Consider the following 21,494-nt stretch of genomic DNA (forward strand, 5'->3'; position numbering starts at 1 on the left):
TTTTTGCCTGCGGCCTGGACTGCGCATGGGACGAGCGCACCCGCCCCGTGAAAGAGTGGGAGGGAGCTAATATTCCGCCCCACCCTGTTCCCGATCGACACGGGCATGTCGACCGAGTGGAGCAAGCCGACCTAGGTAAGTCTTGGCGCCTTGCTCCGTGTTCGTCGGGATCGGAAATCCGGGGGGAGATCCTGATCCCTACACCCCGCCTGGCGGGGCGTTTGCCTTAGCTACACCCGCTGGTTGCCCCGCAGGTGTTGCATTTCATGCAGGTTCCGTTCCGTACTAGAGTGTAGTTTCCGCATTCACCGCAGGGGTCGCCCTCGTAGCCCTGCATCTTGGCTTTGGTGCGGGCATCCATGCTGGTTGCTACCGCAGTTTCTGCGACCGGTGCCTCGAACTGCGCAGCGGGTTCCGCCATGCCGTTCACTTCGGCCTGACCGCCGTTAAACACGACCAGGTCTTGCGGCAGACGCTTGCGCAGGTAGCCGGTCGAACTGATTTGTTTCAGTACTTCCAGAGACTTGGACGCCGCGCTGTCACTGATTTCCGAAACGTTCGAGACGCCCTCTTCCTCGCCCCGGCCCAGATCATCAAAGGTCGCGCCTTCGGGTTTCACATGGGCCAGATCGGTGCGGTCCAGATAGGACACGGCCAGTTCGCGGAAGATGTAATCCAGGATCGACGTCGCATTCTTGATCGAGTCGTTGCCCTGCACCATCCCCGCCGGTTCGAACTTGGTGAACGTAAAGGCATCGACGAACTCTTCCAGCGGCACACCGTATTGCAGACCAACCGAGACCGCGATGGCAAAGTTATTCATCATCGCCCGGAAGCCAGCGCCTTCCTTGTGCATGTCGATGAAGATTTCGCCCAGTTTACCGTCTTCGAACTCACCGGTGCGCAGATAGACCTTGTGGCCGCCCACGATTGCCTTCTGGGTATAGCCTTTGCGGCGATGCGGCAGTTTCTCGCGATGGCTGCGGATCATTTCCTTGACCACAACCTTCTCGATCACCTTCTCGGCCAGAACGACGGCTTTTTCCTGCGTCGATCCGCTTTCCAGCACTTCCGCCGCTTCATCGTCATCTTCGACCAGCGCCGCGGCCAGGGGTTGCGACAGTTTCGAACCGTCGCGATAGAGCGCGTTGGCCTTCACACCCAGCGACCAGCTGAGTTCATAGGCTTTCTGACAATCCTCGATGGTCGCGTCATTCGGCATGTTGATCGTTTTCGAGATCGCGCCCGAGATGAAGCTCTGCGCTGCAGCCATCATAGTGATGTGGCTATCAACCCCAAGGAAACGCTTGCCTTTCTTGCCGCACGGGTTAGCGCAGTCGAAGATCGAATAGTGCTCTTCCTTCAGATGCGGCGCGCCTTCCAGCGTCATGGTTCCGCAGACGTGGTCGTTTGCGGCGTCGATATCTGCCTTGGTAAAACCCAGATGGCGCAGCAGGTCGAAGGTCGGGTCATTCAGCTTGGTCGCCGGGATGCCCAACACTCCGGTGCAGAAATCCTCGCCCAGCGTCCATTGGTTAAAGACAAACCGGATGTCGAACGCGCTTTCCAGCGCGGCATCCACTTTGGCTAGTTCATTGGGACCAAAGCCATGGCCGGTCAGCGAAGTGTGATTGATCCCCGGCGCGTTGCCGATGGTGCCGTGACCAACCGCATAACCCACGATCTCTTCGATCTGAGAAGAGGAATAGCCCAGCTTTTCCAGCGCCGACGGCACCGAACGGTTGATGATCTTGAAGTAGCCGCCTCCCGCAAGCTTCTTGAACTTGACCAGCGCAAAGTCCGGCTCGATCCCGGTGGTATCACAGTCCATCACCAGACCGATGGTGCCGGTGGGCGCAATCACAGTGGCCTGCGCGTTGCGGTAGCCGTTTTTCTCACCGAGGCTCAGTGCCTCATCCCAAGCCGACATGGCCAGATCGACCAGACGCTTATCCGGGCAATTGCCATGATCCAACGGCACCGGCTTCACAGCCAGTTTCTCATAACCTTCGGTCACACCTTGTGACGCGCGGCGGTGGTTACGGATGACGCGCAGCATGTGGTCCGCGTTGCGCTCATAGCCTTCAAACGGACCAAGCTCACCGGCAATCTCAGCCGAGGTTGCATAAGCCACACCGGTCATGATCGCAGTCAGCGCACCACAGATCGCTCGACCCTCATCCGAGTCATAGCTGTAGCCCATGTTCATCAGAAGCCCGCCGATATTCGCATAACCCAGACCCAAAGTACGGAAATCATAGGACAGTTGGGCGATTTCCTTCGACGGGAACTGCGCCATCGTCACCGAAATTTCCAACGTCAGGGTCCAAAGACGCGAAGCGTGCATGTAATCCGCCGCCTGGAACTCACCATCCTTGAGGAAGGTCAGCAGGTTCATCGACGCCAGGTTACAGGCGGTGTCATCGAGGAACATGTATTCAGAGCAAGGGTTCGAGCCGCGAATCTCGCCATCTTCGGGGCATGTGTGCCATTCATTGACGGTGTCGTGGAACTGGATGCCCGGATCGGCGCAGGCCCAGGCAGCGTGACCGACCTTTTCCCACAGATCGCGCGCCTTGACCGTCTTGGCCACCTTGCCATCCGTGCGGTTGATCAACTCCCAATCCGCGTCTTTTTCGACGGCGGTCAGGAATGCATTGGTTACGCGGATCGAGTTGTTCGAGTTCTGGCCCGAGACCGAGCTATAGGCTTCCGAATCCCAGTCTGTGTCGTATGTCGGGAACTCGATGCTGTCGTGGCCCTGCCGCGCATAGTCCAGCACGCGTTTGATGTAAGTCTCTGGGATTGCGACCTTCTTGGCTTCACGAACTGCTTTCTTCAGGCTGTCGTTCTTGTTGGGGTCATATGCGTCGTCCTGCGCGCCGTCCCAAGAGCGGATGGCCTCGAAAATGCCGTTCAGCATCTTCTCGTGCATCTTCGATCCGGCAACGATCGAGGCCACCTTCTGCTCTTCGATCACCTTCCATTCGATAAACTGCTCGATGTCCGGGTGATCTGCATCGACGATCACCATCTTTGCTGCTCGACGGGTTGTCCCGCCTGATTTGATCGCGCCAGCGGCGCGGTCGCCGATCTTGAGAAAGCCCATGAGGCCCGAGGACTTGCCGCCACCCGACAGCGCTTCGCCTTCTGCACGCAGATGGCTGAAGTTGGTCCCGGTACCCGAGCCGTATTTGAACAGGCGCGCCTCGCGCACCCACAGATCCATAATGCCGCCTTCGTTCACCAGATCATCATCGACGGACTGGATGAAGCATGCGTGCGGCTGTGGATGTTCGTAAGCGGATTTCGACTTGGTCAGCTTGCCGGTTTTATAGTCGACATAGTGGTGCCCCTGCGCCGGGCCATCGATTCCGTATGCCCAATGCAGACCGGTGTTAAACCACTGCGGGCTGTTCGGTGCGGCGCGCTGGGTCGCCAGCATATAGCGCATCTCGTCAAAGTAAGCGCGCGCGTCTTCCTCGGTCGAGAAATAGCCGCCTTTCCAGCCCCAATACGCCCAGGCACCTGCCAGACGATCGAAAACCTGCTTCGAAGACGTCTCACCATCGAATTCTGCGCCATCGGCAGGGACCGAGCGCCACAGGAATTCAGGAACGTCTTTTTCTTTTACTTTCTTCAGCTTGGAGGGCACGCCTGCTTTGCGGAAATACTTCTGCGCAATGACGTCGCTGGCCACCTGGCTCCAGCTTGAAGGGACTTCAATATTGTCCAGTCGGAAAACGATGGTTCCATCCGGGTTTCGGATTTCGGACGTTGCCGAGACAAAATCCAGCTCTGCGTAAGCATCCTGCCCCGGTTTCGTAAACTTCCTGTCAATCTTCATGTCCGCCGCCTATATTCAATTCACTTGTCCAAGGACGTCTGGTCCGGGGATACGAACCGATCGCCATGCCGTAAAATCGGGCGCAAACAGCCGGTCACTGCGTTCTGCAGCGCAAAACCGACTCAACGGTGCACGTGAGTATGATGTGCTTTCCGACCCTCGCCCTGTGCCCTGCTCTGGTTTTGCTACCAGATTTAGTGGCCACCCTTCCGGCCCATACAACTTGGCGTATCCACCCATAGATCGTCAACGTCATTTTTAAGCCATTTTTGATATCTTTTGTGTTGACCCGTTTTCGGAGTTGCCTAGCGAACGGCAATGCTCCGATTCCTCCACAGGTTCATCCCCTGCTAGCCACCCGCCTCGCGGGCAACCTTCAACCGAATTAACTGTTTTTCCCGGCACAGTTATCGGCATTTGGTAAACTACGGTTAAGGTGAATGCGGTGGATAAGAATCACGACGCGGCTATTTTCAGATCAAACGCGACGTAAAGGTTCAGCCGTGGTGGATTGAGGGGAACAGGACATATGGTAATCTTACGTTTACTACCGGTATTTGCCCTGATCGTGGCGTGCACACCACAAGATGTGCCCCCTCCGACGCGAAGCGCGCAATTCGAAATCTACCCAAAAAAACTGTTCGAAACCTTCGAAATCAGCTGCGGCGGCCCCGGCGAACAGTTTAAAAATAAGGGGAATCGAATATTTGAATGCTCAGAGCTCCTGCCGCCGGACACTACGGCCTTCCTGATTCTAAATTATGACGGCTATCCGCAGGATCTGCCCAAAAGCGTGATGCGACTGACGTCTACAAAAAACGCGCAGGGTTATCGCGTGGATGCAGACCTGTTTTTCAACGTGCCGCGCCGTACGGGTCCAGCCGTCCAGGTACCAGTAGAAAGCGAAACGCTGGATAAGGCGCTTGGCGCGCTTTACCAAGCGATGGGTGGTTCACCAACGTAAGTGAGAGAAGTGGTCGGGGCGGCAGGATTCGAACCTACGACCCCCTGTACCCAAAACAGGTGCGCTACCAGACTGCGCCACGCCCCGGACCGTGCGCCTACCTAACGATGCCGATCTGATTTGAAAAGCCCTAACAGGACCAAATTGCCGGGCCAGAGGAAAAAATTTCGTGCCGCATAACGGTTCCGGGTTGGATCGCATAGCGCGCAGCCAAACCGGCGTTGATTTCCAGCACTGCAAACACGGAATCGCCGCCTTCGATCGGGGTCAGATCGCCGGGAATCGCCCCTTGGTGCACGCGTGTGACCACCCCTGCCCGATCCAGGAAAATGATGTCGAGGGGAATCAGCGTGTTCTTCATCCAAAACACCACAGGTTGCGGTGGATCGAACACGAACAACATGCCTGAACGGTTCGGAAGCGACTCACGGAACATCAGGCCCCGAGAGCGTTCCTGCGGCGTGATCGCCAATTCGATGTTGAAACGGATCTGGGCCGAGTCGTTTTTGATGTCGATCCGGTCTTGCTGGCAAGCCGCCCAAGCCATTCCGGACCAAAGCAACAAAGATGCAACAAGACCCGGGAAAAGCTTAGACATCAATCACTCAGTCATCCAAGGCAGCTTCCCAGGCCAGAACCTGCGCTGCCATACGTCCACGCTTGCCGTCGATGACCCGCATCGCCAACGCCTCGCCCGGCTGTAAATCAGACAGGCCCGAGCGGCGCAGAACCTCGATGTGCAAGAATACGTCTTCGCCACGGCCGAACACATTGGCAAAGCCAAAGCCCTTGCCTTTGTCGAACCACTTGACCCGCGCGGCCTCCAGCGGGGCCGCCGCAATCTCGACCGGGTCGAGTTCGGCGAAGTCGGCCAGCATCATGGTATCGGTGCGCGCTGGGGGATCGACACTGATGACTTCGACCGCCTGGACGCCGCGGTCTGTGCGATGAGTCATGATCTCAATGCCTGCGCCATCCGCGACCGAGCTTTGGCCGAAATTGCGCAACACGTTGACATGCAACAAAATATCAGGACCGCCTTCGTCAGACACAACAAATCCGTATCCCTTTGCAGGGTCGAACCATTTCACGTGTCCACGGACGCGGTACATATTGTTCAGGTCTTCTGGCACGGTGTTCCCATCGCGAAAATTACCATTTCGTTAAGGGTCCGATGTGTATGGGAATGACACGCAAATTCAAGCTGAAAAAATCTTTTCATTTCGGTCGCTTGCATTTCACGATACGCGAATGTCATGGATTCAACCTCTGTATCTGCCAGTCGGAACCCTCGTTATCCCGCTGCCAACGGAACCTATCATGCAACCGAAAGGCCCCATCGGCCCAAAATTCAATTTCAGTTGGCACTAGTCGGTATCCCCCCCAAAACGGAGGACGCGGCGGATTCGGTCCAAGCTTGGCCGTCACCTTGGCCACTTCGGCCATCAGGGCCGCCCGACTGCTGAGAGGCTGAGACTGCTTGGACGCCCAGGCCCCCAGTCGGCTTTTGAGCGAGCGTGAGGCATAGTACTCATCCGCCTGCGGCCCACTTTCTTTGGTGATTGTACCACGAACCCGGATTTGCCGCCGCAGAGATTTCCAGTGCATCACGAAAGCAGCCTTCCCGGCGCTGTCCAACTCGGCCGCCTTGGCGCTTTCATAGTTGGTGTAGAACACAAACGCTGCTGGTTCGATTTCTTTCAACAGAACCATACGCACATTCGGCATGCCGTCCGGGTCAACGGTTGCCAGAGCAATCGCGTTCGGATCATTCGGTTCTTTGTCTTGGGCCTCGGCCAGCCACCGCTCCGCTATGACAAACGGATCGGCGCCGGCAAAAATGCCGTCTCGTTCGCTCATTCCCATCCCCTGGAAACCAATTACCGATACCCTAGGGCGAGAACCTGCCACGGGCAAGAGCGCGCGGCCTTGAAGCAGCGCACCCAATGGCATAAACCATCCCAACATGACGCGAAGACAGGCGGAGAACCGAACATGGCAAATCAGTTGATGGCCGGCAAACGCGGCCTCATCATGGGACTGGCCAATGATAAATCAATCGCATGGGGAATAGCCCGCGCCTTGTCCGAATCCGGAGCAGAGCTGGCATTTTCCTACCAAGGGGACGCACTTAAGAAACGCGTGGATCCGTTGGCCGCGCAATTGGGCAGCGAAATTGTGCTGCCATGCGACGTCAGCGACGAAGCGTCTATTGACGCTCTGTTCACCTCGCTGGAAGAGAAATGGGGCAAGCTGGACTTTATCGTCCACGCCATCGGCTTTTCCGACAAGAACGAATTGCGGGGCCGCTATGTCGACACCTCGCGCGCGAATTTTAAACTGACCATGGATGTGTCAGTCTATTCCTTTACGGCAGTGATGCAGCGCGCCGAAAAGATGATGTCCGAGGGTGGCAGCGCAATTACGCTCACGTATTACGGTGCCGAGCAGGTGATGCCTCATTATAATGTGATGGGTGTTGCCAAAGCCGCGCTTGAAGCGTCCGTCAAATATCTGGCTGAGGATCTGGGCAAGGACGGTATCCGCGTGAACTCGATCTCGGCGGGTCCGATCAAGACCCTGGCCGCCAGCGGAATCGGCGACTTCCGGTACATTATGAAGTGGAACGAGTATAACTCGCCCCTGCGTCGCAACGTGACCATCGACGATGTCGGCAAATCGGCACTGTATCTGTTGTCTGATCTCAGCAGCGGCGTGACCGGTGAAAACCTGCACGTGGATTCGGGGTATCATATCGTCGGCATGAAAGCCGTCGACGCCCCCGACGTGGAAAAGGGCTAAGCATCATGAGCGCGAAAGATCGTCTGCCCCACGAAAAAGGGTTTCACATCAGCTGGGATCAGATTCACCGTGATTCCCGCGCTTTGGCGTGGCGTCTGGACGGGCAAGGCCCAGATGACGGCGCATGGCGCGCGGTTGTGGCCATCACCCGTGGCGGCATGGCCCCCGCGATGATCGTCAGCCGTGAGTTGGACATTCGCACCGTCGACACGATCAGCGTGCGTTCATATCACCATCAGGAACAGGGCGAAGCCGAGGTTCTCAAGGCCCCGGATGCCGACCTGATGGGTGACGGCGAAGGTGTACTGATCATCGACGATCTGGTCGACAGCGGCAAAACGCTGGAACTGGTACGCGATCTCTACCCCAAGGCGCATTTCGCCACGGTTTACGCCAAGCCAAAAGGCCGCCCTATGGTGGACACCTTCATCACCGAGGTCAGCCAGGACACCTGGATCTTCTTCCCGTGGGATATGGCCCTTCAATATGTCGAGCCTTATCGCGGCACGGACTGACGCGCCCAATCCTCAGATCAGAGACTTCGTATGACACGGACACGCACCGCCGCCACCTTCGCCCCTCCGGTGATGGAGGCGCGGCGCTGGCTTGAGGGCGTCGATTTTTCCGACGACCAACCTCTGATCAACGTCAGTCAGGCAGCTCCGGTTGATCCGCCGCCTGTGGCACTGCGCGAAGAGATCGCCCGATTTGCAGTGAGCGAAGACAGCGCTCATTTATATGGGCCGGTTCTGGGCAACCCCGTTCTGCGGTCCGAGCTGGCCCGTCAGATCGGGCTGCACTACGACGCCCAAGTTGTCAGCGAACAGGTGGCGATCACCTCGGGCTGCAATCAGGCATTTGCCGCGGCAATCACCGCGATCACCGATCAGGACGATGAGGTGATCGTACCGACGCCGTGGTACTTTAATCACAAAATGTGGCTGGATATGGCCGGGGTGCGGTCTGTTGATTTGCAGACCGATGAAACTTTGCTGCCCGATCCGGCGATGGCCCGGTTCCTGATCACCGACAAAACCCGCGCCATTGTTCTGGTCACCCCAAATAATCCCGGGGGTGTGGAATACCCTGCCGCACTTGTCCGCGCCTTCTTTGAGCTGGCACAGGAGCACGGCATTCGTCTGATCGTAGATGAGACCTATCGGGATTTCGACAGCCGCAGCGGTCCTCCGCATGATCTGTTTTCTCAACCCGACTGGGATAAGACCTTGATCCACCTGTATTCCTTTTCCAAGGCGTACAGACTGACCGGCCACCGTGTCGGGGCGATCGCAACGAACCCGTCCCTTTTGTCCGAGATCGAGAAGTTTCTGGATACCGTCGCCATATGCCCCGGCCAGCTCGGTCAGCACGCTGCGTTGTGGGGGATGCAAAACCTGGCTCAGTGGCTGGCCGGAGAGCGGGACGAAATCCTCGACCGCCGCGCCGCAATCACCGAGCTTTTGCCCATCCTGACGGACAAGGGCTGGCGGCTTTTGGGGCTGGGCGCGTATTTCGCTTATTTCGAACATCCTTTCGACATTCCGTCTGATGAACTAGCCCGGCGGCTGGTGCCCGATGCGGGCGTCCTGCTTTTGCCCGGCACCATGTTCATGCCACAGGATGACCCGGCCGGAAAACGTCAGGTGCGCATCGCGTTTGCCAATCTGGATCGCGCGGGAATACAGCAATTGTTCGACCGGCTGGCCGCTCTGTCCTTCTAAGCTTGCCCCCCGACCGCACGCGTCGTATTCAGGGCCGCAACCGACAGGGCAGATACCTGCCGACAAAGCACAAAGAGGGCACGATGGCCGCAGGCATGAAAAACCTATCGAAGACCTTTGTCTGGATTCTCATGGGCCTTTTGATGCTTGGCCTCGCAGGGTTCGGCGCAACAAGCCTGACCGGCACTGTTCGCACGGTCGCACAGGTCGGGAACGAGGATGTATCGGTCGACGAATATGTGCGCGAACTGCAGCGCGAAATCCGCGCGGTTGAACAGCAAACTGGCCAGCCTTTGCAGATGTCGCAGGCGGTCGAGTTCGGCCTGGACCGTTTAGCGCTGTCTCGCCTGACCGCTCTGGCCGCGTTGGACAATGAGGTCGGCGAGCTGGGCATCTCGATCGGTGACGAAAACCTGCAAAAGGAAATCGTCGCGATCCCGGCCTTCCAGGGCGTCAACGGCACCTTCGACCGCGAGGCTTATCAGTTCCAGCTGGATCAGATCGGCATGTCCGACTCCGAGTTCGAATCGGACCTGCGCAAGGAAACATCCCGTACTATCGTGCAAAACGCGGTAGTCAGCGGCGTTCGGATGCCGGAAACCCTGACCCAGGTGCTGACCGACTACGTAGGCGCGCGGCGCAGCTTTACCGTCGCGACCGTGACTCCTGAGGCTCTGACCACGCCCATCGGGGCACCGTCCGACGCGCAGGTGCAGGAGTTCTATGACGAAAACACCCAGCTGTTCACCCTGCCCCGTACCAAGAAGATCACCTATGCCATCCTGTCGCCGGAAATGCTGCTGGATCAGGTCGAAATCGACGAGGACGCGGTTCAGCGTCTGTACGACAACCGCGCCGCTCAGTATCAGCAGCCCGAGCGTCGTTTGGTCGAACGCCTAACCTTCCCGGACGAAGAAGCCGCCCAAAGCGCCATGGCCCAGCTTGAGGTCGGTGGCACAACATTCGAACAACTGGTCCGCGATCGTCAGCTTGAGCTAAGCGACATCGACCTCGGCGATGTGACCCGCGAAGACCTGGGCGAAGCTGCCGAGGGTGTCTTTGCCGCGGAGCTGGACACCGTCGTTGGCCCGTTGCCCTCGACATTTGGCCCCGCGCTGTTCCGCATCAACGGATCGCTCGCGGCCAACAATACCTCGCTGGAAGACGCGGCCCCCGAACTGCGTGAAGAACTGGCCGCCGACCGCGCCCGCCGCTTGATCGAGGCGCAGGCCGAGGACATCAATGACCTGTTGGCCGGAGGTGCGACGCTGGAAGAGCTGGTTTCGGAAACCGAGATGGAACTGGGCCAGATTGACTGGACCGCGCAAAACGGCGAAGGCGTCGCGGCCTATGACGGGTTCCGCAGCGCAGCCGAGGCCGTTCAGGATGGTGACTTCCCCGAGGTTGCGTTCCTTGAGGACGGTTCGATCTTCGCCCTGCGCTTGAACGAAGTGCTGGAACCCCGGCCCGAACCTCTGGAAACCGCGCGGGATCGTGTGGTTGCTGCGTGGACGCAGGCGGAAACCAACAAAGCATTGGAAGAGCAGGCAAATGCCGTGCTGGAACAGGTACAAACCGATGGTGATTTCACTGCCACTGGATTGCCGTTCCGCGTCGAAAACGCCCTGACCCGCACCGCGTTTCTTGAGGATGTGCCTGCCGACTTCATGACTCAGGTATTTGAAATGGAGCAAGGCGATCTGCGCGTCATTCCGGGCTCTGGCACCGCGTTTGTCGTGCGTCTGGAAGAGCTTCTGCCGCCCGACGAAACCGACGAACTGCGTCAGGTCAAAGACGCCCTCGCCGTTCAGTTGGATCAGGCTTTGGCCCAGAACATCTTTGATGCCTTCGTCCGCGACGCGCAGGTCCGTGCCCGCCCCGTGGTTGATCAGCAGGCCCTGAACGCCGTTCAGGCGAGCTATTAAACGAGACCGCATATGGCACTGACCCCAGAATTCGACAGTTTCGCCCGCGCCTACGAGGCCGGCGAGAACCAGGTTGTCTATACGCGCCTCGCAGCTGATCTGGACACTCCGGTGTCGCTGATGCTCAAGCTGACGGGGACGCAAAAAGATGCCTTCATGCTGGAATCGGTCACCGGCGGCGAGGTGCGCGGCCGATACTCGATCATCGGAATGAAACCAGACCTGATCTGGCGCTGCCATGGTGAGACCTCAGCCCTGAACCGCTCGGCCCGTTTCGACCCCGAGGCTTTCGAGCCTCAGGACGGTAACCCGATGGACAACCTCCGGGCGCTGCTGGCCGAAAGCAAGATCGACCTGCCGGATGATCTGCCGCAAGCGGCTGCTGGCCTGTTTGGTTATCTGGGCTATGACATGGTGCGTCTGGTGGAATACCTGCCCGATGTGAACCCCGACCCGTTGGGCCTGCCGGACGCGGTCATGCTGCGCCCCTCCGTCGTGGCGGTGCTGGACGGCGTGAAAGGTGAGGTCACAGTCGTGTCCCCCGCATGGGTCAGCGAAGGACAATCGGCCAAGGCGGCCTATGCGCAAGCGGCAGAACGTGTGATGGATGCTGTGCGCGACCTGGAACGCGCCATGCCTGCCGAGACCCGCGATCTGGGCGATGCCTCAGAGGTGGCCGCGCCAGTGTCGAACTTTAGCAAGTCCGGCTACATGGAAGCGGTTGAAAAGGCCAAGGAATACATCCGCGCTGGCGACATCTTTCAGGTCGTTCCAGCGCAGCGCTGGACGCAGGACTTCCCCCTGCCGCCCTTTGCCCTGTACCGCTCGCTGCGGCGCACCAACCCGTCGCCCTTCATGTTCTATTTCAACTTCGGTGGTTTTCAGGTCGTGGGGGCCAGCCCCGAGATTCTGGTCCGCGTCTTCGGGAATGAGGTGACGATCCGCCCCATCGCGGGTACCCGTCCGCGTGGCGCAACGCCGGAAGAAGACAAGGCGAATGAGGTCGATCTGCTGGCCGACAAAAAGGAACTGGCAGAGCATCTGATGCTGCTGGATCTGGGCCGCAACGACACGGGCCGCGTAGCCAAGATCGGCACCGTTCGCCCGACCGAAGAATTCATCATCGAGCGCTACAGCCACGTCATGCACATCGTCTCGAACGTTGTCGGTGAACTGGCCGAGGACAAAGACGCGCTGGACGCCTTCTTTGCGGGTATGCCCGCGGGCACCGTATCGGGTGCACCCAAAGTGCGCGCGATGGAGATTATCGATGAGCTAGAGCCGGAAAAGCGCGGTGTCTACGGCGGTGGCGTCGGCTATTTCAGCGCGGGCGGTGATATGGATATGTGTATCGCCCTGCGGACAGCCATCGTGAAGGACCAGAAACTTTATATCCAAGCCGGTGGCGGCGTGGTCTATGACAGCGATCCCGAGGCCGAGTTCATGGAAACCGTTCACAAGTCAAACGCCATTCGGCGGGCTGCTGCGGATGCAGCGCGGTTTACCGGTTCGGGCAATTCCTAAAAGAAACGGCTGATCAACACGATCAGCCGTTTTGCTTTGTGGGTGTTACTGAACTTCTTTCATCATGACCGCGGAAATCGGAGCCATCGCCACTCGGCTGCCACGGTCTTCCAGACCCCACAGCAACAGGGCTGAGATCGTGTCTGGGCGCAGACGACCCAGCATCACCACAGTGCCTTGCTGACCCGCACGGAACGCGGCCTGATCCAGAAAACGCCGCATGATCTTGGGATCCTGACGCGCGCCGTCAATGTCACGGAAGATGACACCCGAAGGCACTCCGTTGCGCGCGGCCAATTTCTGGACAGTGTTCAAACCATTGTCCTGTGTAATCAGACCCCGACCGGTGTCCCCGGCAATGGCAGCAACCTGATCGGCCAGTTTGCGGTTGCCCTGTATCCCCGTGTCGACACCTTCCAGGATGCCAACGGTTTCAGGCAGAGTTTCCAGCCAAACGGCCATTGATACTTCGGCGTCCTGCGCGCTGGCCGCTTTGGGCAGATCAGCAAGAGCCAGAACTTCAAACCCGGCCTCCCGATGACGGGCCATTTTCTCTGCCGCCTCAGGATCAGACGGGCTGACCGCAAAGCTGAGCGGATACGGGAAGTCCTTGAGCGCCTCAGCCCCAAACGCGCCTTCATCGTCGATCAGGATGATGGACATAAGCGGCTTGGATTCGGGATTTTCGAACTTGGCCGCATAGGCGTCTATGGGTTTGCCAGATTGGATTACAACAGTCTGCTCGGCCTCTGCCGTTGGCGCATCATCGCGCTCGGTTAGAGGAACCACGCGCGTGCCCACGGTAAGGCCCGCGGTTTCAGTTTCTTCGCCACCGATTTGCGGAACGGCCGCGATACGCGGTAGTTTCCGCAGTTGCGGATCTTCTTCCCCTTCGACCGCAATCGGGTTTTCCGCAAGCGGTTCAGCCTCGGACTCTTGCGGTTCAACGGCCACGGGTCCCGGTTGCTCCTCGGGCTGAACTGCAGCAATCTCGGGCTGCGGTTCAGGAGTGACCTCGGTCTCGGCGACCTCGGGTTCGACGGTCTCGGGCTCAGCGACTTCGGGCTCTGGTACAACCTCAGTAGTTTGAGGTTCTGGCAGAACCTCAATAACCTCGGGGGCTGGCTGTGGTTCAACCTCGGCCACGGTTTCTTCCTCATCGGCCACTGCAGGCGGTTCCGGGGCGGTCTCGGCAACGACTGGTTCACCGTCGGAACTGGGCGATGGCTGAATAGGGGCCGGTGCTTGCGGCACAACCGGGGCCTCGGCCGACACTGTAACATCCGTTGTTTCGGGAACATCGACCCCTTCGACCTGAGTCACAGACTCGTTGATCTGAGGCTGGGCCTCTGGCGCGGCTTCCAACTCGTCAAGGCCGCTCAGCGTGTCCGTCTGCTCTCCGCTCACGTCCGGAGAAATCGGCGGAACGGTCACCAGATCGGCATCCGCTACGGTTTCAGCCACGTCTGTATTGACCTCAGGCGCCTCAGCCGGAGCAGGCTCGGGCGCCTCAGCGGTCACAACCGGTTTTCGGGTCAAAGGGGTGTTCAGGGACAGTACTGCGCCAAGCAGCACCACAACGACCGCCCCCGCGATCATCCCGCCTAAAAATCCGCCCATCTTAACTGCCTCTCGCCTTCATCCTGCTTCGATCGCCTCAACGCCGTTTACCGCGCCTTTGGCCTGCGATTGCGCCGGGAACAGGATGTCCTCTTGACGCTGCCCCGCAAGCCTGAGCATGTATGTCCCGACATTATACCGTGGCAAAGGGCTGCATCGCCAGTCTGAAATGCCGAAGCCGAGACAAGTGCCCAAATGCTGCTGCTGATCGACAACTACGACTCGTTTACTTACAACCTCGTACACTATTTAGGCGAACTTGGCGCCGAAATGGTCATTCGGCGAAATGACGCTTTAGACGTGCAGGAAGCGATGGCCATGAACCCGGCTGGCATCCTGCTAAGCCCGGGCCCCTGCGATCCGGATCAAGCCGGGATTTGCCTCGCCCTGACCGAAGCCGCCGCCGAGACCAAAACCCCTTTGATGGGCGTGTGCCTTGGGCATCAGACGATCGGTCAGGCCTTTGGTGGCGACGTGGTCCGTTGTCATGAAATCGTTCATGGCAAGATGGGCACCATGCACCACACCGGAAAAGGCGTGTTTGCCGGGCTGCCGTCCCCGTTTGAAGCCACGCGCTATCACTCTCTGATCGTTGACCGTGCCACACTGCCCGACTGCCTTGAGATCACGGCAGAGCTTGAGGACGGCACAATCATGGGCCTGCAGCACAAAGAGTTGCCCATCCACGGTGTGCAGTTCCACCCTGAATCCATCGCTTCCGAGCACGGCCACGCCCTGCTCAAGAATTTCCTGTCCGAGATGAAAGTTCCCGCATGAGCGACGCTCTGAAACCGCTGATCGGTGCCGCTGCCGACCGGCCTCTGACCCGCGCCGAGGCCGAACAGGCCTTTGGCATTTTGTTCGACGGTGAAGCAACGCCCAGCCAGATCGGCGGGCTACTGATGGCGATGCGCACCCGTGGCGAAACCGTTGACGAATACGCAGCGGCCGCCGCCGTAATGCGCGCAAAGTGCAATGCAGTAAAGGCACCAGCCGGGGCGATGGACATCGTCGGTACGGGTGGCGACGGTAAAGGCACGTTGAACATCTCGACCGCGACGGCCTTTGTCGTGGCAGGTGCGGGTGTCACCGTTGCAAAGCACGGGAACCGAAATCTGAGTTCGAAGTCTGGTGCCGCAGATGCTCTGGGACAGATGGGCATCAACGTGATGGTCGGCCCGCAAACCGTTGAAAAGGCTCTGCAAGAGGCTGGCATCGGCTTTATGATGGCACCTATGCACCATCCTGCGATTGCCCATGTCATGCCCAGTCGGCAAGAGCTTGGGACGCGCACGATTTTCAACATCCTTGGCCCACTCACGAACCCGGCCGGGGTGAAGCGCCAGTTAACTGGCGCGTTCAGCCGCGACCTGATCCGGCCCATGGCAGAAACGCTGGGGCTTTTGGGGGCCGAACATGCCTGGTTGGTGCACGGATCTGATGGGACGGACGAGTTGACCATCACAGGCGTCAGCTGGGTCGCCTCCCTCGAAGATGGCGTGGTCAAAGAGGTCGAACTGCACCCCGAAGACGCAGGCCTGCCGGTGCATCCGTTCGAGGATATTCTGGGCGGAACGCCCGAAGAAAACGCCGTCGCCTTCCGCGCGTTGTTGGACGGCGCGCCGTCGGCCTATCGCGATGCGGTTCTGTTGAACTCTGCTGCGGCATTGGTCGTCGCGGATGCGGCCGATGACCTGAAAGACGGCGTCGCCAAGGCAAAAGACAGTATCGACAGCGGAAAAGCTAAAGACAAAATCGCGGCACTAGCCCGAATAACGCAGGAGGCCGCATGACCGAGACGGTTCTGGACAAGATCAAAGCCTACAAGCTGGAAGAAATCGAAGCCGACAAGGCCGCGAAACCGCTTGCGATACTGGAGGGCGAAGCCCGCAGCGCCCCCGAGGTCCGCGGATTTGCTGACGCCCTGCGCACCGCTGCGCGCCGGGGTTACGGCTTGATTGCCGAGGTCAAGAAAGCCAGCCCGTCCAAAGGCTTGATCCGCCCGGATTTCGATCCACCTGCCCTGGCCCAAGCCTATGAAGAAGGCGGGGCTGCATGCCTGTCTGTGTTGACCGACACACCCAGCTTTCAGGGTGCCAAAGAGTATCTGACCGCCGCCCGTGCGGCGACCTCGCTGCCCGCGTTGCGCAAAGACTTTATGTACGACCCGTATCAGGTGGTCGAAGCGCGTGCCTTGGGGGCCGATTGCATTCTGATCATCATGGCCTCGGTCGAAGACGAACAGGCTGCGGAATTGGAACAGACCGCTTTTGACTGGGGCATGGACGTTCTGATTGAGGTTCACGATCAGGAAGAACTTGAGCGCGCCGCTGAGCTAAAAAGCAGTCTGATCGGGATAAATAACCGCAATCTCAAGACCTTCGAGACGTCTCTTGATACGACCCGGCACCTGTCAAAGCTGGTGCCCGCAGACCGGACAATCGTCTGCGAAAGCGGTCTGAGTACGCCCGAGGACCTGGCCGACATCGCCCGCTACGGCGCGCGTTGTTTCCTGATTGGCGAAAGCCTGATGCGTCAGGATGACGTGGCGACCGCAACCCGCCACCTGCTGGCCAATCCGCTGATACCCGGAGTGATGTGATGCCGCTGACCCATTTCGACGCTCAGGGACAGGCCCATATGGTTGACGTCTCGGACAAAGAGGTCACCGATAGGGTCGCCGTCGCGGCTGGTCATATCAAAATGGCGCAAGACACGTTTGACCTGATTTCCGAAGGTCGCGCCAAAAAAGGCGATGTTCTGGGTGTCGCGCGTCTTGCGGGCATCATGGGGGCGAAGAAAACACCCGATCTGATCCCCCTGTGTCACCCACTTCCGGTCACAAAGGTTTCGGTCGAACTGACATTGGACCCCGATTTGCCGGGCGTTCAGGTTCAGGCGACGGTCAAGACGTCCGGCCAGACCGGCGTCGAGATGGAAGCGTTGACCGCGGTGTCGACAGCTGCGCTGACGGTCTATGACATGACCAAAGCAGTGGACAAAGCAATGGAGATTGGCGGCATTCGCGTTCTTCTGAAAGATGGCGGTAAGTCAGGGCGTTACGAGGCGACATGATAACCGTCGAAGAAGCCCGCGCGCTGCTGTTTGATCTAGTCTCGCCGTTGCCCGGCGAGACGGTTCCGCTTTCCGACGCCGCCGGGCGAGTCCTGGCACAGGACGTCGAGGCCACGCGCGACCAGCCGCCGTTTGCAGCCTCTTCCATGGACGGCTATGCCGTGAAATCCACCGAAGTTGAGCTGCATGCGATGTTCAAAGTGATCGGTGAGTCGGCTGCCGGAAAGCGATTTCAGGGCTCTGTCGGACCCGGCCAGGCCTTGCGCATTTTCACCGGTGCACCGATCCCCGAAGGTGCTGATTTCGTTGTTATTCAAGAAGATACTGAGCGTCGCGGAGATCTGATCACGATCTCTGACCTGCCCGGTCCCAAAACCAATATCCGCCCGGCGGGTGTTGATTTCACCGTTGGAACCAAAATCTCGGCCCCACGCCGCTTGCGCGCGGAAGATGTCGCCCTGATGGCCGCCATGAATATCGCCGCCGTGCCTGTTGCTCGGAAGCCCGTGATCGCTCTGATTTCCACCGGCGATGAGCTAGTGATGCCCGGCGAGGTTCCGGGACCTGACCAAATCATCGCGTCGAATACTTTTGGCCTAAAGGCGTTGCTGGAAGAGGCCGGTGCCCATGTGCGCATCCTCCCAATCGCCCAAGACACCGTCTCGTCTCTGCGCACCGCGTTCGAATTGGCCGAAGGGGCCGATCTGGTGGTTACCATCGGCGGCGCGTCAGTTGGTGATTACGATCTGGTGTCCGATGTTTCGGCCGGTCTGGGAATGGAACAGTCGTTCTACAAAATCCGTATGCGCCCAGGGAAACCTCTGATGGCGGGTCGGCTTGGTCAGGCGGCAATGGTCGGACTACCAGGAAATCCTGTGAGTGCAATGGTTTGCGGGTATCTCTTCTTATTGCCAATGGTGCGCCGAATGCTGGGTGTCGAACAGGTTCTGACGCCGTTCAAAACCGCACGCCTGACTGAGCCACTCGATAAGAATGGCCCACGTGAGCATTACATGCGAGCGATCCGCGACGAGACCGGCATCCGCGCCTGTTCTGATCAGGACAGTTCGCTGCTCAGCGTTTTGGCGCAAGCGAACGCCCTGCTGGTCCGCCCACCTCACGATCCGGCCCGACCTGGCGGAGACGAGGTTCAGTACCTGCCGATCTGAGGTGCGCTCAAATCCGTTGACACAAAACGTGAACATGCGTAGAACAAAAGAAAACGCATGACCGACGAGGTGTGAGCAATGCTGACCAAGAAGCAGTTGGATTTGTTGGAATTCATCCACAAACGCGTTCAGGCGGATGGTGTTCCGCCCAGTTTCGACGAAATGAAGGCCGCGCTGGACTTGCGCTCAAAATCTGGCATCCACAGATTGATCACGGCGCTTGAAGAACGCGGGTTTATCCGGCGCCTCGCGCACCGTGCGCGCGCCATTGAAATCGTAAAGCTGCCCGAAAGCCTGGGTGGCGAGCCTACTGCGGCCTTCAAGCCGCGCGTGATTGAGGGCGACCGGCCCTCTGGCCCCCGCCCTGCGAATTTTGAACCCGTGACCGTGGACGCGATGGAGCTGCCCGTGATGGGCCGCATTGCTGCCGGTGTACCGATTGAGGCGATCAGCCACGTTTCCCACCGCGTCGCTGTCCCGGGCACAATGGTGTCGGGCAAGGGCGAACACTACGCATTGGAGGTGCGTGGGGATTCGATGATTGATGCGGGGATCAATGACGGCGACGTGGTTGTGATCCGCGAAACCTCGGTCGCGGATAATGGTGACATCGTTGTTGCACTGGTCGAGGATCAAGAAGCCACGCTGAAAAGATTCTTCCGCCGCGGTCAGGCCATCGCGCTTGAGGCCGCGAACCCAGCCTATGAAACCCGCGTTCTGCCCGAAGAAAAGGTCAAGGTGCAGGGGCGGCTCGTCGGCCTGATCCGCAGTTACTGACCTGGTTTGAACGTCCGGTCCTCGCGGGTACGCGGGGACCAGAGCCTGTCCCCAGCTACTTCGGCGCTCGTTGTGATCTTGCCATCTATCAGTGCCAGGCTGCCCGTTTTCAGCAGGCGCTTGGGGTCAAACACTTCGCAGCCTCCATTCAGGTCCAACGCCACCGCTGAGATGACGATCTGATTGTTCTTGCAATCGCTAATCCCCTGCGCGGCGCGTTTTCCTGTGATGTGCAACACCTCTTTGCCCAGCCACTCCACGCGCTGAACGCCGCCCGCTCCTTGTGGCCAACGGTTGGCGGCCTGCGGCTGCCCCGCGCCGTCGCCGTCATTCTCCAACCAAACGGTGGCGACAAAGCCGCTCCCTTTTTTCTTGCTGAGAGCTCGCCCCTGATCCGTCATGATCCCGACAAGCCCGCCCGAATCCGCAATCAGGATATCGGGACGCTGCCCCTTCCCCCACAGCAGCATTGCGGCGGCAACTGGTATGATCCCGGCCCATTTCACGCGACCCTGCCACAGTGCCATCCACAGCCCACCAAGCGCGATCATCGGTAAAACGTAACGCGGCGGGCTGACCACATAGCCCTGCGCCCCGCCCAGCCCCGACACCCATTCCGAGATCGTCAGGATCCACTCTAACCCCAGTCCCATGGCCATCAGAGGCAATGCCTCAAGCCCAAACGGGGCCAAGAGAGCAGCGACCACGGCGGATGGCACCACAACCGTGCCCATCACGGGCACGGATAGCATGTTGGCCAAAAGACCATAATGCGACATCGTGTTGAAATGCGCGGCACCGATCGGTGCTGTCGCCAGCCCTGCGATGGCCGAGGACATCAGCAACCCGGCAACAGGTTTCAACCAGTTAGGCCCAGGCATCGGCCCAAAATCTCGTAAGGCTCCGAAAACGGCCACAAGTGCGGTTGTGGCGGCAAATGACATCTGGAAACCGGGACTCAGGACAGACTCGGGGCGTAACACAAGAACAATAAGCGCGGCGACGGCGACCGCCCGCAGGGAAATCGCGCGCCGGTCGATCAGGATCGCACCCAGCATCACGCTGGCCATGACAAACGCACGCTCTGTTGCGACGTTTCCACCGGAGAGCAATAGATAGATCGTTCCCGCGATGATCGCGCAGACTGCTGCCAGCTTACGAATTGGAAACCGCAGGGCCAACACCGGTATCGTCGAGAACGACACCCGGCACATCAGATATACAAACCCGGTCAACAAGCCCATATGCAAACCCGAAATCGCCAGCAAATGCGCAAGGTTCGACGCACGTAATGACTTCAGTGTTTCCTGCCCCATGCCACTGCGATCGCCCGTTGTGACTGCGGCGGCGAACCCTCCGACCTCGCCAGGCAGGATCGTCTGGACATGGGTGGAAATGGCCATCCGCCAGGCAGTGATCCTGACACCCTCGGGTCTTGGGGGTGCTGCTATCAAAACAGGAACGCGTGTGTATCCCACAGCGCCAAGCCGTTGAAACCAGGCATGTCGTCTGAAGTCAAAACCGCCGGGCTCGACCGGTCCTTGTGGTGGGGACAGATGGGCCGTTGTCATGATCCTTTGACCGGGGAACAGTGATCCTGCGCCACCGTGCAGGGAAAGCCGGACGCGCTGCGGCCGCCGGTCTTCGGGCACATCCCCTATGCGCACCCGATCCAGCGTTACCCGCAGCGCATCCGACGCAGAGCGATCCATGGCCACGACCCGCCCCTCGACCGGGCCGTAATAGCGCCATGACAGGACCGGCTCTGCCACCGTATGGGCGCGTGCGCCGGCCAGGATGAACCCAGCCGCGATTAACGCCCCCCCTGTTGCCAACGCAGCCCAGCCAGTCGGCAGCTTGCGCGCCATCCCCAGGCAAATGGCCGCCGCACCCGAAAGGCTTGCGTAAATCAGCCAATCCGGTTCAAACCGGAGGCTGAAATACAGACCGATACCAATCGCCAGACACACCGGAGACCACTGAAACAAATACCCTGTCTGGTTCAGCAATGCGGTCTCTACCCGTGCCAGAACACGCATGGTTGCCCCCGTCCTTCGGGCTCGTTAGACA

General features: G+C 59.2%; 19 protein-coding genes and 1 tRNA gene. 12 read left to right on the plus strand and 8 right to left on the minus strand.

All coding sequences use genetic code 11. The features are described 5' to 3' along the window. Positions 1-226: 226 nt before the first annotated feature. The gene (locus ACR0MV_RS02930) at positions 227-3,847 is read right to left on the minus strand and encodes a vitamin B12-dependent ribonucleotide reductase (RefSeq protein WP_480700920.1); all 3,621 of its coding nucleotides are present in this window, start codon (positions 3,845-3,847) and stop codon (positions 227-229) included. Between the two features lie 529 nt (positions 3,848-4,376). Between ACR0MV_RS02930 and ACR0MV_RS02935 the strand changes: the two genes are divergently transcribed. Further along, complete coding sequence (locus tag ACR0MV_RS02935) at positions 4,377-4,811, plus strand: hypothetical protein (RefSeq protein WP_170424569.1); 435 nt, start codon at positions 4,377-4,379, stop codon at positions 4,809-4,811. Positions 4,812-4,821: 10 nt separating this feature from the next. On the opposite strand, the gene ACR0MV_RS02940 is transcribed toward ACR0MV_RS02935, so the two are convergent. The 4 genes from ACR0MV_RS02940 to pdxH all read right to left on the minus strand — a co-directional run bounded on the left by ACR0MV_RS02940 (position 4,822) and on the right by pdxH (position 6,671). Further along, positions 4,822-4,898 (minus strand) — tRNA-Pro (locus ACR0MV_RS02940). Positions 4,899-4,941: 43 nt separating this feature from the next. Beyond that, positions 4,942-5,409, minus strand: coding sequence for a DUF192 domain-containing protein (locus ACR0MV_RS02945; protein ID WP_170424568.1), 468 nt, complete (start codon positions 5,407-5,409; stop codon positions 4,942-4,944). Positions 5,410-5,416: 7 nt separating this feature from the next. Further along, complete coding sequence (locus tag ACR0MV_RS02950; RefSeq protein WP_174823325.1) at positions 5,417-5,923, minus strand: cold-shock protein; 507 nt, start codon at positions 5,921-5,923, stop codon at positions 5,417-5,419. A 142-nt stretch (positions 5,924-6,065) separates the two neighbouring features. Next, complete coding sequence (gene pdxH / locus ACR0MV_RS02955) at positions 6,066-6,671, minus strand: pyridoxamine 5'-phosphate oxidase (RefSeq protein ID WP_480700921.1); 606 nt, start codon at positions 6,669-6,671, stop codon at positions 6,066-6,068. Positions 6,672-6,806: 135 nt separating this feature from the next. Between pdxH and fabI the strand changes: the two genes are divergently transcribed. The 5 genes from fabI (at position 6,807) to trpE (ending at position 12,783) form a co-directional block, all read left to right on the plus strand. Then, on the plus strand, positions 6,807-7,613 hold the full coding sequence (fabI, locus tag ACR0MV_RS02960; RefSeq protein WP_170424562.1) for an enoyl-ACP reductase FabI: 807 nt from the start codon (positions 6,807-6,809) through the stop codon (positions 7,611-7,613). 5 nt (positions 7,614-7,618) lie between these two features. Beyond that, the gene (gene gpt / locus ACR0MV_RS02965) at positions 7,619-8,128 is read left to right on the plus strand and encodes a xanthine phosphoribosyltransferase (RefSeq protein WP_170463506.1); all 510 of its coding nucleotides are present in this window, start codon (positions 7,619-7,621) and stop codon (positions 8,126-8,128) included. A gap of 30 nt (positions 8,129-8,158) precedes the next feature. Continuing rightward, on the plus strand, positions 8,159-9,334 hold the full coding sequence (locus ACR0MV_RS02970) for an aminotransferase (RefSeq protein WP_480700922.1): 1,176 nt from the start codon (positions 8,159-8,161) through the stop codon (positions 9,332-9,334). A gap of 83 nt (positions 9,335-9,417) precedes the next feature. Further along, a complete protein-coding gene (locus tag ACR0MV_RS02975; RefSeq protein WP_480700923.1) occupies positions 9,418-11,259 on the plus strand; it encodes a peptidyl-prolyl cis-trans isomerase in 1,842 nt (613 codons plus the stop codon). Between the two features lie 12 nt (positions 11,260-11,271). Next, positions 11,272-12,783, plus strand: coding sequence for an anthranilate synthase component I (trpE, locus tag ACR0MV_RS02980; RefSeq protein WP_480700924.1), 1,512 nt, complete (start codon positions 11,272-11,274; stop codon positions 12,781-12,783). A 45-nt stretch (positions 12,784-12,828) separates the two neighbouring features. Here the strand turns inward: trpE and ACR0MV_RS02985 are convergent, their stop codons facing one another. Together ACR0MV_RS02985 and ACR0MV_RS02990 are read right to left on the minus strand one after the other, a co-directional pair. Then, positions 12,829-14,403, minus strand: coding sequence for a divergent polysaccharide deacetylase family protein (locus ACR0MV_RS02985; protein ID WP_480700925.1), 1,575 nt, complete (start codon positions 14,401-14,403; stop codon positions 12,829-12,831). Positions 14,404-14,421: 18 nt separating this feature from the next. Continuing rightward, positions 14,422-14,550, minus strand: coding sequence for a hypothetical protein (locus ACR0MV_RS02990; RefSeq protein WP_480700926.1), 129 nt, complete (start codon positions 14,548-14,550; stop codon positions 14,422-14,424). A gap of 48 nt (positions 14,551-14,598) precedes the next feature. On the opposite strand from ACR0MV_RS02990, the gene ACR0MV_RS02995 reads away from it, so the two are divergent. From ACR0MV_RS02995 to lexA, 6 genes are all read left to right on the plus strand, one after another. Beyond that, the gene (locus ACR0MV_RS02995) at positions 14,599-15,180 is read left to right on the plus strand and encodes an anthranilate synthase component II (RefSeq protein WP_170424550.1); all 582 of its coding nucleotides are present in this window, start codon (positions 14,599-14,601) and stop codon (positions 15,178-15,180) included. Beyond that, complete coding sequence (gene trpD, locus ACR0MV_RS03000; protein ID WP_480700927.1) at positions 15,177-16,196, plus strand: anthranilate phosphoribosyltransferase; 1,020 nt, start codon at positions 15,177-15,179, stop codon at positions 16,194-16,196. Before ACR0MV_RS02995 ends, trpD begins: the two co-directional genes overlap by 4 nt. After that, positions 16,193-17,005 (plus strand): indole-3-glycerol phosphate synthase TrpC, encoded by an 813-nt coding sequence (gene trpC / locus ACR0MV_RS03005; protein ID WP_170424546.1) that lies wholly within the window; start codon positions 16,193-16,195, stop codon positions 17,003-17,005. The genes trpD and trpC overlap by 4 nt, the downstream gene beginning before the upstream one ends. Then, complete coding sequence (moaC, locus tag ACR0MV_RS03010) at positions 17,005-17,478, plus strand: cyclic pyranopterin monophosphate synthase MoaC (RefSeq protein ID WP_480700928.1); 474 nt, start codon at positions 17,005-17,007, stop codon at positions 17,476-17,478. The genes trpC and moaC overlap by 1 nt, the downstream gene beginning before the upstream one ends. After that, complete coding sequence (locus ACR0MV_RS03015) at positions 17,475-18,647, plus strand: molybdopterin molybdotransferase MoeA (RefSeq protein ID WP_480700929.1); 1,173 nt, start codon at positions 17,475-17,477, stop codon at positions 18,645-18,647. The genes moaC and ACR0MV_RS03015 overlap by 4 nt, the downstream gene beginning before the upstream one ends. 78 nt (positions 18,648-18,725) lie before the next feature. Beyond that, a complete protein-coding gene (gene lexA, locus ACR0MV_RS03020; protein ID WP_170424540.1) occupies positions 18,726-19,424 on the plus strand; it encodes a transcriptional repressor LexA in 699 nt (232 codons plus the stop codon). On the opposite strand, the gene ACR0MV_RS03025 is transcribed toward lexA, so the two are convergent. After that, positions 19,418-21,463, minus strand: a complete 2,046-nt coding sequence (locus ACR0MV_RS03025; RefSeq protein WP_480700930.1) for a ComEC/Rec2 family competence protein — start codon at positions 21,461-21,463, stop codon at positions 19,418-19,420. The genes lexA and ACR0MV_RS03025 overlap by 7 nt on opposite strands. Between the last annotated feature and the right edge of the window lie 31 nt (positions 21,464-21,494).

The organism is Ruegeria sp. BC3 (assembly GCF_056539265.1).